This is a genomic window from Micromonospora alfalfae (assembly GCF_022230925.1).
Classification (GTDB): domain Bacteria; phylum Actinomycetota; class Actinomycetes; order Mycobacteriales; family Micromonosporaceae; genus Micromonospora; species Micromonospora alfalfae.
The window spans coordinates 228,456-241,749 of record NZ_JAKKFH010000025.1 but is presented as its reverse complement, the minus strand read 5'-3'; the positions used below and the strand labels follow the sequence as shown (position 1 = coordinate 241,749).

13 protein-coding genes are annotated in these 13,294 nt (G+C 69.3%); 12 read left to right on the top strand and 1 reads right to left on the bottom strand.

Going from position 1 to position 13,294, the window contains the following annotated elements; translation table 11 throughout:
• Nucleotides 1-135: 135 nt before the first annotated feature.
• Together MED01_RS21490 and MED01_RS21485 are read left to right on the top strand one after the other, a co-directional pair.
• A complete protein-coding gene (locus MED01_RS21490; protein WP_238670353.1) occupies nt 136-1,068 on the top strand; it encodes an ABC transporter ATP-binding protein in 933 nt (310 codons plus the stop codon).
• Between the two features lie 301 nt (nt 1,069-1,369).
• The gene (locus MED01_RS21485) at nt 1,370-1,909 is read left to right on the top strand and encodes a hypothetical protein (protein ID WP_238670352.1); all 540 of its coding nucleotides are present in this window, start codon (nt 1,370-1,372) and stop codon (nt 1,907-1,909) included.
• Between the two features lie 110 nt (nt 1,910-2,019).
• On the opposite strand, the gene MED01_RS21480 is transcribed toward MED01_RS21485, so the two are convergent.
• A complete protein-coding gene (locus MED01_RS21480; RefSeq protein WP_238670351.1) occupies nt 2,020-2,235 on the bottom strand; it encodes a flavin reductase in 216 nt (71 codons plus the stop codon).
• Between the two features lie 288 nt (nt 2,236-2,523).
• Here MED01_RS21480 and MED01_RS21475 point away from each other — a divergent pair, with 288 nt between their 5' ends.
• The 10 genes from MED01_RS21475 to MED01_RS21430 all read left to right on the top strand — a co-directional run bounded on the left by MED01_RS21475 (nt 2,524) and on the right by MED01_RS21430 (nt 13,100).
• The gene (locus MED01_RS21475) at nt 2,524-3,312 is read left to right on the top strand and encodes a helix-turn-helix domain-containing protein (protein WP_238670350.1); all 789 of its coding nucleotides are present in this window, start codon (nt 2,524-2,526) and stop codon (nt 3,310-3,312) included.
• Nucleotides 3,303-3,494 carry a DUF397 domain-containing protein gene (locus tag MED01_RS21470; protein WP_238670349.1) on the top strand — a complete coding sequence of 64 codons (192 nt, stop codon included), beginning with the start codon at nt 3,303-3,305 and terminating at the stop codon, nt 3,492-3,494. The genes MED01_RS21475 and MED01_RS21470 overlap by 10 nt, the downstream gene beginning before the upstream one ends.
• 228 nt (nt 3,495-3,722) lie before the next feature.
• A complete protein-coding gene (locus MED01_RS21465) occupies nt 3,723-4,511 on the top strand; it encodes an ABC transporter permease (RefSeq protein WP_238670348.1) in 789 nt (262 codons plus the stop codon).
• Nucleotides 4,512-4,614: 103 nt separating this feature from the next.
• On the top strand, nt 4,615-5,424 hold the full coding sequence (locus MED01_RS21460; protein ID WP_238670347.1) for an ABC transporter permease: 810 nt from the start codon (nt 4,615-4,617) through the stop codon (nt 5,422-5,424).
• Nucleotides 5,425-5,488: 64 nt separating this feature from the next.
• Nucleotides 5,489-6,514, top strand: coding sequence for a YihY/virulence factor BrkB family protein (locus MED01_RS21455; protein WP_238670346.1), 1,026 nt, complete (start codon nt 5,489-5,491; stop codon nt 6,512-6,514).
• A 261-nt stretch (nt 6,515-6,775) separates the two neighbouring features.
• Nucleotides 6,776-7,954 carry an ROK family protein gene (locus MED01_RS21450; protein ID WP_124819665.1) on the top strand — a complete coding sequence of 393 codons (1,179 nt, stop codon included), beginning with the start codon at nt 6,776-6,778 and terminating at the stop codon, nt 7,952-7,954.
• A gap of 133 nt (nt 7,955-8,087) precedes the next feature.
• The gene (locus tag MED01_RS21445; protein WP_238670412.1) at nt 8,088-9,596 is read left to right on the top strand and encodes a sugar ABC transporter ATP-binding protein; all 1,509 of its coding nucleotides are present in this window, start codon (nt 8,088-8,090) and stop codon (nt 9,594-9,596) included.
• A complete protein-coding gene (locus MED01_RS21440; protein ID WP_238670345.1) occupies nt 9,593-10,720 on the top strand; it encodes an ABC transporter permease in 1,128 nt (375 codons plus the stop codon). The genes MED01_RS21445 and MED01_RS21440 overlap by 4 nt, the downstream gene beginning before the upstream one ends.
• Before the next feature lie 97 nt (nt 10,721-10,817).
• On the top strand, nt 10,818-11,870 hold the full coding sequence (locus MED01_RS21435; RefSeq protein ID WP_238670344.1) for a substrate-binding domain-containing protein: 1,053 nt from the start codon (nt 10,818-10,820) through the stop codon (nt 11,868-11,870).
• Between the two features lie 54 nt (nt 11,871-11,924).
• Entirely contained in the window at nt 11,925-13,100 is a 1,176-nt protein-coding gene (locus MED01_RS21430; RefSeq protein WP_372493694.1) for a Gfo/Idh/MocA family protein, read from the top strand.
• Nucleotides 13,101-13,294: the final 194 nt, after the last annotated feature.

Below are 13,294 nucleotides of genomic sequence, written 5' to 3'. Positions count from 1 at the left end.
ATACACGTCGATCAGCTGACCGGTGGGGCATTGATCGGTGTTTCGCCGTCGGCGGTATCGGCATGTCGACGGCCGGCCGGTCGCCGGCGAATATTTGCGTGGAGGGGTGTCGGACCCGGCGGTTAGGGTCGGGCGGTGACTTCGGAGCGACCACTGATTCAGGCTCGCGGGCTGGTGAAGCGGTTCGGCGATTTCACCGCCGTGGACGGCATCGACGTCGAGGTGCTGCCGGGTGAGGCGTTCGGCTTCCTCGGGCCCAACGGCGCGGGCAAGTCGTCCACCATGCGGATGGTCGGCTGCATCTCCCCACCCAGCGGGGGTGAGTTGCGCATCCTCGACATGGATCCGGTGGCTGACGGGCCGGCGATCCGGGCGCGGCTCGGGGTGTGCCCCCAGCTGGACAATCTCGATCCGGAGCTGACCGTCCGGGAAAATCTCACTGTCTACGCCCGCTACTTCGGCATCTCCCGGCGGGCGGCCCGGGAGCGCGCCGCCGAGCTGCTCGACTTCGTCCAGCTCACCGAACGGGCCGACAGCAAGGTCGAGCCGCTGTCCGGTGGGATGAAGCGTCGGCTGACCATCGCCCGCGCGCTGGTGAACGATCCGGAGATCGTGCTGCTCGACGAGCCGACCACCGGGCTCGACCCGCAGGCCCGGCACCTGGTGTGGGAGCGGCTGTTCCGGCTCAAGCAGCAGGGCGTCACGCTGGTGCTCACCACGCACTACATGGACGAGGCCGAGCAGCTCTGTGACCGCCTGGTGGTGATGGACGGCGGCCGGATCGTCGCGGAGGGCTCGCCCCGGGCGCTGATCGAGCAGCACTCGACCCGTGAGGTGGTCGAGCTGCGCTTCGCCGCCGAGTCGCAGGAACCGTTCGCCGGCAAGCTCGACGGGCTGGGGGAGCGGGTCGAGGTGTTGCCCGACCGGGTCCTGCTCTACGTGCCCGACGGCGACGCGGCGGTCGCCGAGGTCACCGCGCTGGGCCTCCAGCCGGCGAACGTGCTGGTCCGGCGCAGCGGCCTGGAGGATGTCTTCCTGCACCTGACCGGCCGCACCCTGGTCGACTGACGGGCCACGAGGACCGTTGACGGCTCAGCCCGCGACATCTTCGGCGTATCGCCCCGGCCCCGCTTGATCGACTCGGCTTCGTGTCGCCCCGGCCCCCGCTTGATCGACTCGGCTTCCTGAAAGTCGGGGTGATACGGCGGAGCGGGCAGCCCGATTTCCTGAAACCCGAGTCGATCAGGGAGCTGGAACCCGAGAGCGCCAGGCCGTGGGCCGGGCCCTGACGACTGGGTGGAACGCGGGCGACAAGTCGACGGGAACGTCGTAGGGTGACCGCCGATCTGTCGTAACACGGGGGAGTTTCATGTCTGATCTGGTGGCCGCCAACCGACGTCAGGCCGGGCTGACCGCCGTCTACCTGGGCATCTTCGCGATGGTCTGGTTCAGTGTCCCGGCGGTGGAGCAGCCGCTGCGTGCCCTGCTCGTGGTGGGCAGCATCGTCGCGCTGCTCACCGCCGCGCTGGGCGGTGTGCTGTCCTCCCGACTGCGGCGGGCCGGCAGCCCCCGGGACCGGGCCGCCGACCGCCCGTACCTGCTCATCGTCGGGGCCGAGTTCGCCGCCGCCGGGCTGGGTGCCGCGGTGCTGGTAGCGGCCAACTGGTCCGAGTACGTTCCCGTGCTGGTCTGCCTGGTGGTCGGTCTGCACTTCTTCCCGCTCGCCCCGCTCCTGCGGGACCCGCTGCTTCGCCCGCTCGGTGCCGCGCTGTGCCTGGTGGCGGTGGCGGGTCTCGTCACCGGCCTCGCCTCGGCGGTCTCCGCCGGTCTGGTGGTCGGCGTCGGCGCGGGACTGCTGCTGCTCGGTTACGCCGTGCAGGCGCTGGTCCGCGCGTACCGACCGGCCTGACCGCGCGCAGACCACAGGCCCGATCGTTGATGGTTCGCGGGTCCGATCGTTGGCAGCTCAGCAACAACCGTTCCCGCGTGTCGAGCACTTTGATCTGCCAACGATCACGCTCAACGGGCTCTGGCCCAGGTGATGAATCGATCGGTCAGCCGGTCCTGACCGGCCTGTCCGGCGAGATCCCCGGCCGCCTCGTAGAGCAACGCGGCGAGGTAGATGAGCAGGCCGATCCGGTCCTCGCGGTACTCGCCGAGCAGCGCCAGCCGGGCCGGCGAGCAGGGCCACGCCGCGCCGCAGACCCGGCAGCGCCAGGACGGGCGTGCCGCCACGTGCGGGCGGTACCGCGGCATCAGTGCCCGCCGCCGTGATGAGCCGACCAGGTCAGTCGCACGAGTGAACCTCCATCGGGTGGGTGGGAGCGCCCCGGATCGGGGGTCACGGGGCGCTCCCGGCCTGGTTCCGCCCGCCGTCTGGATCCCGTGAGCGGTCCCGCTGCGTGACAGTCTGGTGAGGATCCGACTACGGTGGGAGGTTCCGCACGCCGACGACCAGCGCGTACGGCGATCGGCCCGGCACGGTACGGGAATGTACGGGGGTTGTCCGTGGAAGGTTCGTCCATGCTGGAGCACTTCGCCGAGGAGCTGCGACTGGCCCGGGCCGCCAACGGGATGTCGCAGGCGGCGCTGGCCGAGGCGTTGAGCTATTCCGGGGCGCTGGTCGCCAAGGTGGAGACATCCGAGCGCCGGCCAAGTCTGGACTTCGCCCGCCGATGTGACGCCGTGTTCGGGGTCGACGGTCGGTTCGAACGCATCCAGCGGCGGATCAGCCGGGAGGCCGTGGTGCCGTGGTTCCGCGACTGGGCCGGCATCGAGCAGGAGACCACCGCGCTGCGGTGGTATGAGCCGCTCTACGTGCCGGGTCTGGTGCAGACCGAGGGGTACGCCCGCGCCATCCTGGCCGGTGCGGGGCTCTTCGCGGCGGAAGAGGTCGAGCAGCAGGTGACCGCCCGGCTCGATCGGCAGAGCGTGCTCACCCGGGACCGGCCGCCGCTGCTCAGCGTGGTCGTCGACGAGTACGCGCTGCGTCGCCACGTCGGCGGGCCGGAGGTGATGCGCGAGCAGTTGCGGCACATGGTGAAGCTCGGCTCGGCCCTGCCGCGGGTCCGAATCCAGGTCGTGCCGCTGTCGGCAGGTGCGTACGCTGGGCTCGATGGTCCCTTCGTGATCGCCACCGCAGCGAGCGGCGAAGATGTGGTCTTCCTGGACGGGCAGCGCCACGGGCAGGTGATCGACCGCGCCGAGTACGTCCGTCAGATGGTCGAGGTGTGGGAGTCGATCCGCGGTGAGGCACTATCGCAGCAGCAGTCCCTCGACCTGATCGCGGAAGTGGCGGAGACATGGAGCTGACCGGCGCCCGGTGGCGCAAGAGCACTCGCAGCAACGGCAGCGGCGGTGCCTGTGTGGAGGTTGCCAGCAACCTGCCTGGGCTGGTGGCCGTGCGTGATTCCAAGGACCCGACCGGCCCCCTGCTCGTCTTCCCATCTGACGCGTGGCGCGCATTCGTCGGTTCCGGCGCCGTTCGCCGGTAGATAGCGGCCACGCCCTCAAGATCCACTCGGTTTTCAGGAAATCGGGGCATCAGGGCGGCTCTGACACCGCGACTTCCTGAAAACCGAGTCGATCAACGAGCGGGGCCCAGACCGACGTGGCGAAACCCGGACGACACGTCGGCGGGGTCGTCGTAGGGTGACCGGCGGTCTGTCGTACCCCGGGGGTAGACAGGTCGTGGTGGCCGGCGCGGTGGGCGGGGTGATCGGGTGAGTGTGGCGGGATCGGCGCGGTTCCCATGGGTGCCGGCGTACGCGGTGTTCGAGCACTACCTGGTGGGGCTGCGGCGCACCTGGCGGGCCGGGGTGTTCTCCTCGTTCCTGCTGCCTGTGCTGACCGTCCTCGGGTTCGGGGTGGGCGTCGGGGCCTACATCGACCAGGGCGTCGACGGGGTTCGTTATCTGGACTGGCTGGTCCCCGGGCTGATCGCTTCGACCGCGCTCCAGGTGACAGTCGGTGACTCGACCTGGCCGGTGTTCAGTAACTTCCAGTGGGTCAAGATCTATTTTGCGCAGGGCGCGTCACCGCTGCGGGTGGGCGACATCGTGGCGGGGCACCTGGCCTTCGTGTTGTTCCGGGTGCTCACCACTATCGCGGCGTTCCTGCTGGTCACCGGGCTGTTCGGGGCGCTGCGGTCGCCGTGGGCGGTGGTCACCCTGCCGGTGGTGGCGTTGCTCGGGCTGGCCGTCGCCGCGCCGACCTTCGCGTACGCCGCGTCGGTGTCCAGCGACAACTGGTTGGCGATGCTGTTCCGGTTCGCGGTCATCCCGATGACGCTCTTCGCCGGGGTGTTCTTTCCGGTCGAGTCGTTGCCCGAGGCGCTGCGCTGGCTGGCGTACGCGACGCCGTTGTGGCACGCCGTGGACCTGTGCCGCGCGGCCACGCTCGGCGTCGCCCCACAGTGGTCGATCGTCGGGCACCTGCTCTACCTGGCCGCCTGGGCGGTCGGCGGCTGGTTGCTGGCGGTGCGCGCGTTCCGTCGCAAGCTCGTCGTCTAGCCGAGCTGGTCCGGCAGCCGAGCTGGTCCGGCAGCCGAGCTGGTCCGGCGGCCGAGCTGGCCCCAACAGACTCGTCGTTTGAAGATCAAGCAGAGAGGGTGTCGTGGTCACGCTGATCCTGCCCCGACTGGTCGACGTTTCCGCCGCGTCCCGGCGGTCGGCGTCGGTGGCCGGGCGCAACGTCGCGGCGCTGAAGTCGGTCTACTGGCTGCTGCTGCTCTCCGGCTTCGTGGAGCCGCTGCTCTATCTGCTCTCCATCGGGGTGGGCGTCGGCGCGCTGGTCGGCGACCTGCCGCTGCCCGACGGGCGGCTGGTCTCGTACGCCGAGTTCGTGGCCCCGGCGATGCTCGCCGCCTCGGCGATGACCGGGGTGCTCGCGGAGACCACATTCAATTTCTTCGGCAAGATGAAGTACATGAAGCTGTACGACGGGATGATCGCCACCCCGGTACGGCCGTTCGAGATCGCAGTCGGCGAATTGGCCTGGGCGATGCTGCGGGGCAGCGCCTACTCGGCGGCGTTCCTCGGCGTGATGGTCGCGCTGGAGTTGACCAGCGTCAGCCGGGCGCTGACCGCTCTCCCGGCCGCGGTGCTGGTCGGGTTCGCGTTCGGGGCGCTCGGTATGGCGATCTCCACCTTCATGCGTAGCTGGCAGGATTTTGACCTGGTGGGCTCCGCGCAGTTCACGCTCTTTCTCTTCTCCGGCACCTTCGTGCCGGCGCAGGCCTATCCGACAGTGCTGCACTGGCTCGTCGAGATCACCCCGCTGTACCGGTCGGTGCACCTGATCCGGGGGGTCGCGCTGGGCAGTGGTGGTTGGTTCTGGCTGCTCGACGTGCTCTATCTCGTGGCGATGGTGGCGGTCGGCCTGACGGTGGCTTCTCGCCGAATGGCGAGGTTGCTCTACAAGTAGGGGTTATCCGCGCCCGTCGACGGGGCATGTCCGGAGGTGACACCGCCGACCAGGAGGAGGGGCGATGGCCTCGGACGAGTCTTCCGCCCAGCGTGAGCGGGAGCGTGATCCCGCCACCACGCCGGTCGGGCCCGACGCGGGCCCGGACAGCCCCACCGACCTGCCCGGCAGCGGCTGGAAGGCGGCGATGCGCCGGACGATCACCGAATTCCAGGACGACAGCCTGACCGACTGGGCCGCGGCGCTGACCTACTACGGGGTGCTGTCCATCTTCCCCGGCATGCTGGTGCTGATCTCCCTGCTCGGCCTGCTCGGCGAGAGCGCCACCGAGGGCGTCAAGGACACGGTCAACCAGGCGGTGCCCAACGACAGCATCCAGAAGATCATCAACGAGGCGATCGGCACCGCGGACCGCAACGCCAGCCTCGCCAGCATCGCGGCGATCATCGGTCTGTTGGCCGCGTTCTGGTCCGCGTCCGGCTACATCGGCGCGTTCATGCGTGCGTCCAACACCATCTACGACGTGCCGGAAGGTCGGCCGATCTGGAAGACGCTGCCGATCCGGGCCGGTGTGACAGCGGTGATCGGCGTGCTGCTGCTGGTCTGCGCGGTGATAGTGGTCTTCACCGGCCGTCTCGCCGAATCGGTGGGTGATGTGATCGGCCTCGGCTCGACGGCGGTCGCGGTGTGGGACGTCGCGAAGTGGCCGGTGCTGCTGATCCTGGTCAGCCTGATGTTCGCGATCCTCTACTGGGCCTCGCCGAACGCGCGACACGGCGGCTTCCGCTGGGTCAGCCCGGGCGGGGTGCTGGCAGTGGTGATCTGGCTGGTGATCTCCGGCCTGTTCGCCTTCTACGTGAGCAACTTCGGTTCGTACGACAAGACGTACGGGACGCTCGCCGGGGTGATCATCTTCTTGGTCTGGCTCTGGCTGAGCAACATCGCGATCCTGCTGGGGGCGGAGTTCGACGCCGAGCTGGAGCGTGGCCGCGCCATCGCGGCCGGCCACGCTGTGGACGACGAGCCGTACGTCGAGCTGCGCGACGACCGCAAGCTCCGCAAGAAGCGCAACTCAGCCGGCCGCCGCTGACGGTCCCCGCACCAAACGCCCCGCCACCGAGGTTCGGCTGGCGGGGCGTTTGCGTGTCCATCGATGGAACTGCGGGCGAGGGAGCGCGGGCCGTCCGTGATCCTTTACTTGATCGACTAGTAGCTTTTGTTCTTTCGGACAAAAGTTGGTCTCGGAACGGTTGAAGCTCTGGACAGGCGGCGTGGAACGCTCTTACTGTGTCGGACACAACACATCGGCATTGCGTCGATGTGAACGCTGCCAAAGAAGAGGGGGCCCCGGGTGCGCACCGTCGACCCCCTGCACGTGCGCCTGTTGCGGCTGCTCCGCGACGAGGGCGCCGTGTCCCGGGCCGAGCTGGGCGACCGGCTCCAGATGCCGCGTCCGCGCATGCTGGCCGAGCTGGATCGCCTGGTGACGCTGGGTTATGTGGCCGAGGCCGGGCTCGCCGCATCCCGAGGTGGGCGTCGCTCGACTCTTGTCGAGCTGAACCCGAAGCTGCGCTTCGCCGCCGTCGACCTCGGCGCCAGTTCGATGGACGTCGAGGTGGTCAACGGCCGCCTCGAACCGGTGGCCCACTACGCCGAGGCAGCCGACATCCGCAACGGCCCGAAGGTGACCCTGCAACGGGTCAACGAACTGCTGCACAAGGCCCGGGTCGACGGCGCGTACGAGCGACTGGACGCGGTCGGCATCGGCGTACCAGGCCCGGTCAGCTTCCGCGACGGCGTTCCGGTCTCACCACCGATCATGCCCGGCTGGGACCGGTTCCCGGTGCGTGAGCTGCTCAGCCGGGAGCACGGCTGCCCGGCGGTGGTCGACAACGACGTCAACATCATGGCGATCGGCGAGCGACACGGTGGGGTCGCGCACTCGGTGGACGACTTCCTCTTCGTGAAGATCGGCACCGGCATCGGGTGCGGCATCTACCTCACCGGCGAGGTCTACCGGGGCACCGACGGCTGTGCCGGCGACATAGGGCACATCCAGGTCGACTCGCACGGTCCGATGTGCTCTTGCGGCAACGTCGGCTGCCTGGAGGCGCTGTTCAGCGGTGCCGCGCTGGCCAAGGACGCCGCAGCCGCCGCCCGCAGTGGCACGTCGCCGGCGCTGGCCGAGCGGCTGGCGCTGCGGGGTGTCGTCACCGCGCTGGACGTCGCCGAGGGCGCCGTCGAGGGCGACGTGACCTGCATCCAGTTGATCCGGGACGGCGGACGGCGGGTCGGCGGAGTGCTCGCCGGCCTGGTCAGCTTCACCAACCCGTCCATGATCGTGATCGGTGGCGGGCTGGCCCAGCTGGGCCACATCCTGCTCGCCGAGATCCGCAGTGTGGTCTACCGCCGGTCGCTGCCGCTGGCCACCGGCAACCTTCCCGTCGTCCTGTCCGAGCTGGGCGGCCGTGCCGGTGTCACCGGCGCTGCGGTGCTCGCGAGCGACGTCGCCTTCGGGGAAGCCGCATGAAGCTGTTCGAGATTCCGTCGTGAGCGAGGAGGAGACTGTGGCTCTGCCCGAGGATGACCCCGCCACCGCGTCGGCCGAGGCCGTCGCCGAGGCGCCGCTGGTCGAGGCTCCCGCCGACACCGTCGCGGGCGAGGTGGTCCTGCGCCTCACCGATGTGGTGAAGACCTTTCCCGGCGTACGCGCGCTCGACGGCGTGCAGTTGGAGGTGCGTGCCGGCGAGGTGCACTGCCTGCTCGGGCAGAACGGCGCCGGCAAGTCCACTCTCATCAAGGTGCTCGCCGGGGTACACCAACCGGATTCCGGGCAGGTGGAGTGGCGCGGTGAGCCGGCCACGTTCGCCAACCCGCAGGCCGCCATGAAGGCGGGCATCGCCACCATCTACCAGGAGCTCGACCTCGTCGAGGATCTGTCGGTGGCGGAGAACGCGTTCCTGGGGCACGAGTACCGCAACTTCGGTTTCGTCCGGCGCGGCCGGATGGCCCGGCACACCCGCCAGATCCTCAGCCGGCTGGGCCACGGTGAGATTCCGCCGGGGCGGATGGTCCGGTCCCTGCCGGCGGCCGGCAAGCAGATCGTCAGCATGGCGCGGGCGCTGTCGCACGAGGCCCGACTGATCATCATGGACGAGCCGAGCGCGGTGCTGGCCCACGACGAGGTCGGCAACCTGTTCCGGATCATCCGAGAGCTGACCGCGCAGGGCATCGCCGTCATCTACATCTCCCACCGCTTGGAGGAGATCCGCGAGATCGGCGACCGGGTCACCGTACTCAAGGACGGCCGGACCACGGCGGCGAACCTGCCGGCGCGCGACACCCCGACCCGCGACCTGGTGAGCCGGATGACCGGCCGCACCATCGAGTACGTCTTCCCGGACCGGCCGACCGACGACTCCGCGGGTGCCGACCTGCTCCAGGTGCAGGGGTTGACCCGCACCGGCGAGTTCGCCGACGTGTCGCTGAACGTGCGTGCCGGGGAGATCGTCGGCATCGCGGGGCTGGTCGGCTCCGGTCGTTCCGAACTGCTGGAGACGATCTACGGTGCCCGCCTCCCGGAGGCCGGCACCGTGCAGATGGACGGAAAGGTCCTGCGCCCCGGTGTCGGCGCGGCGGTTCGCGCCGGCATGGGAATGGCCCCGGAGGAACGCAAGAGCCAGGCGCTGCTGCTCGGCGAGCCGATCTACCGCAACGTCACGCTGGCCACCTTCGGCCGGTACGCGCGGCTCGGCTTCACCAACGCCGCCAAGGAACGCGCCGAGGCGGACCGGATCGCGGAGACCCTTGAGCTGCGGCCCCGGGACGTCGACCGGCCGGTACGCACGCTGTCCGGCGGCAACCAGCAGAAGGTGGTGGTCGGGCGTTGGCTGCTCGGCGGCACCAAGTTGCTGCTTCTCGACGAGCCGACCCGGGGCGTGGACGTGGGCGCCCGGGCCGAGCTGTACCAGGTCATCCGGTCATTGGCCGCTCAGGGCGTGGGGGTGCTGCTGGTCTCCAGCGAGGTGCCCGAGGTGCTGGGTCTGGCCGACCGGGTGCTGGTGATGCGGGAAGGGCGGGTCGTCCGCGAAGCCGCGGCCGGCGAACTCGACGAGAACACTGTGCTTGACCTCGTGATGGCGGGGTCCTTGATGGAAGGCGCACCGGCATGAGCGACGCGACTCCCACTCCCACCGCGACACCGGAGCGCCCGCAGCTTCCGGCGCAGTCGCCGCCGGTGGACCCGGCGGAGACGGCGGTGGCCGATAACAAGGCAGGATCAGGGCGCAAGCTCTCCTGGTGGCGGGGTGACGGTGGCGACGGCGCCAAGCGCAACCTCGGCCTGATCGGGGTGCTGGCCGCGCTCATCGTGGTCGGCGCGATCACCAAGCCCGACCTGTACGGCGACCCGAACTGGGTCTGGAACAACGTCCTGGCCATCCTCCAGTTGGCCTCGGTCGTCGGCGTGGTCACCGTCGGGATGACCTTCGTGATCATCGGCGGTGGCATCGACCTGTCGGTCGGCGCGATCGTCGCGCTGGCCGGGGTCTGGTGCACCACTGTGGCCACCCAGAGCTACGGCGCCGGCGGCATGATCTTCACCGCCCTCGCTGTCGGCATCTGCGTCGGCCTCGTCAACGGTGTGCTCATCTCGTACGGGCGGCTGGTCCCCTTCATCGCGACGCTCGCGATGCTGGTGGCCGCGCGAGGGCTCGCGGCATCGATCTCCAACAAGCAGACGCAGGTGTCGAGCAGCACCTTCATCAACGACATCGCGGCGCGCAAGGTGATCGGGATCCCGATCCTGGTCTACATCCTCGGCGCTGTCGTGCTGGCCGGTTGGGTGGTGCTCAACCGCACGACCTTCGGCCGGCGGACCATCGCCGTCGGCGGTAACCCGGAGGCGGCGCGGCTGGCCGGCATCAACGTGCGGCGGCACACCATGCTGCTCTACGCGCTCTCCGGTCTCTGCTGCGGTATCGCCGCCATCATGCTCACCTCGCAGGCGACCTCGGCCCAGGCGGCGATGGCCAACCTGTACGAGTTGGACGCGATCGCCGCGGCGATCATCGGCGGGACGTTGCTCAGCGGCGGCCGGGGCACCATCGTCGGCTCGCTGCTCGGCGTCATCATCTTCGCCACCATCACGAACCTCTTCGCCATCAACGGCCTCTCCATCGAGGCGCAGAACATGGTCAAGGGCGGCATCATCGTCGCCGCCGTCCTGGTCCAGCAGTTCCAGTTCAAGTCCGTCACTCGGCTCCTCGCGCGGAACAGGGTCACCACCGCAACCTGACGCACCGCACCGTTGTCCTGGCGACGTCGAGAAACTCGACGGTGGCCGGGCCTCGCACACCCTCAATAAGTCAAATCCTGCTCCCAGGAGGTCATTAATGACCCAGCACAGTCGCGACCTGTCGCGCCGCCGGTTGCTCTTCGGTGGAGCCGCAGTGGGCGCTGCCACCCTCCTCACTGCCTGCACCAGCAACGAGACCCCGGCTGCCAGCACCCAGACCAAGGCCGCCGGAAACAGCGAAGGCAACAACGCCCCCGGCAAGAAGGTCGTCATCGGCTTCTCCGCCCCGGCCGCCGACCACGGCTGGATGGGCGCGATCCACGCCAACGCCAAGGCGCAGGCGGCTGCCTACTCGGACGTGGAGTTCAAGGAGGTCGACGGTGGGTCGAACTCCGAGGCCCAGCGCTCCACGCTCGGCACCCTGATCGCCCAGAAGCCGGACATCATCGTCGTGCTGCCGCACGACGGCAAGGAGGTCAACGCCGTTGCCCTCCAGGCGATGCAGGCGGGCATCCCGATCGTGAACCTCGACCGGGCGTTCCCCGACGCACTGGCCTCGCGGCTGGTCATCAAGGGCGACAACTACGGCATGGGCGTCTCGGCCGGGCACTACATCGGCAAGATGCTCAAGGACAAGGGCGTCGCCAACCCGATCATCGGTGAGATCGCCGGTCTGGAGATCCCGCTGACCGTCGAGCGCAGCGAGGGCTTCAAGGCCGCCCTGGCGACCTACGGGTTCACTGTGAAGAACCGTCGTTCGGCCGAGTTCACCTCGGACAGCGGCCAGCGCGAGGCGTCCCAGCTGCTCCAGGCGCTGCCGAAGATCGACGCCATCTGGAACCACGACGACGACCAGGGCATCGGTGTGCTCGCGGCCATCAAGCAGGCCAACCGGTCGGAGTTCTTCATGGTCGGCGGCGCGGGCTCCAAGCTCGCGATCGACGCCATCAAGGCCGACAACACCGTGCTGAAGGCCACTGTCACCTACAACCCGTCGATGGCCTCCTCGGCGGTCTCGCTCGCGCGGCTCATCGCGCAGGGTCGGGGCCTGGGCGACCTGACGGAGCTGCAGGTGCCCAAGGAAGTGACCCTGGCCTCGGAGACGATCACCAAGGAGAACGCGAGCAGCTACGACAAGCTCGGGTTCTGACATATCGGGGGGAGACCCACCTTGTCCACGACAGACAAAGAACTGCGGGTCGGCATGGTCGGCTACGCGTTCATGGGCGCCGCGCACTCACAGGCGTGGCGCACAGTGAACCGCGTCTTCGACCTGCCGGCGCGGGCCCGGATGGCGTTGATCTGCGGCCGAGACACAGCGAAGGTGGCTGACGCCGCCGACACACTCGGCTGGGACGCGTACACCACCGACTGGCGTGACCTGATCAACCGGGACGACATCGACGTAGTCGACATCTGCACCCCGGGCGACAGTCACGCCGAGATCGCTCTCGCCGCGTTGGCCGCAGGCAAGCACGTTCTGTGCGAGAAGCCGTTGGCCAACTCGGTGGAGGAGGCACGGGCGATGACCGCTGCTGCGGACGTCGCCCGGGCTGCCGGAGTGCGGTCGATGTGCGGGTTCAACTACCGCCGGGTCCCCGCGGTCACGATGATGCGCCAGTTGGTCGCCGACGGACGGCTCGGGGTGATTCGACACGTCCGTGCGACGTACCTGCAGGACTGGATCGTGGACCCGCAGTTCCCGCTGGTCTGGCGGTTGCAGAAGGACAGGGCGGGCTCCGGCGCGCTCGGTGACATCGGTGCGCACATCATCGACCTGACCCAGTTCGTCACGGGTCAGCGGATCAGCGGCGTCAGCGCGGTCACCGAGACCTTCGTCAAGGAGCGGCCGTTGCCGGCCGAGTCGAGCGGTCTGGCGGCTTCGGTGGACGGCCACGCGGCGCCCACCGGGACGGTCACCGTCGACGACGCCGCGGTCTTCGTGGCGCGACTCGACGGTGGCGCCCTGGCCACGTACGAGGCAAGTCGGTTCGCGACCGGCCGTAAGAACGCGCTGCGCGTCGAGATCAACGGCTCGCTGGGCAGTGTGGTCTTCGACCTGGAGCGCCTCAACGAGCTGGAGTTCTACGACGCGACCCGTCCGGCTGTGGAGCAGGGCTTCAGTCGCATCCTGGTGACCGAGGGCGAGCACCCGTACATGTCGGCGTGGTGGCCCCCGGGCCACATCATCGGCTACGAGCACTCGTTCACGCACGAGATGCGCGATTTCATCGAGGCGGTCGCCACCGGTGTCGACCCGACTCCCTCCTTCGCCGACGCGTTGCAGGTCCAGCTGGTGCTGGACGCGGTGGCCCGCTCGGCGGAGCTCGGCTCATCCTGGGCCGAGGTGGAACCGACGCTGACCGCGGCGGCCCTCTGACCATTGACCATCCGCGACGGCGGTGTTCGCACCGCCATCGCCCGACCGGCTTTCCGAAGTCGACCGGCGAGGGACCAGCCACGGATTGCGCCCCGTGGCCGGGACAGAGGTCGGCATCGGAGAGCGTGCAGCCGGGCCCCACGGCCCGGTGGCGCACGAGCAGGACGGTCGTCCGGTGCGACCGGACCGGGATT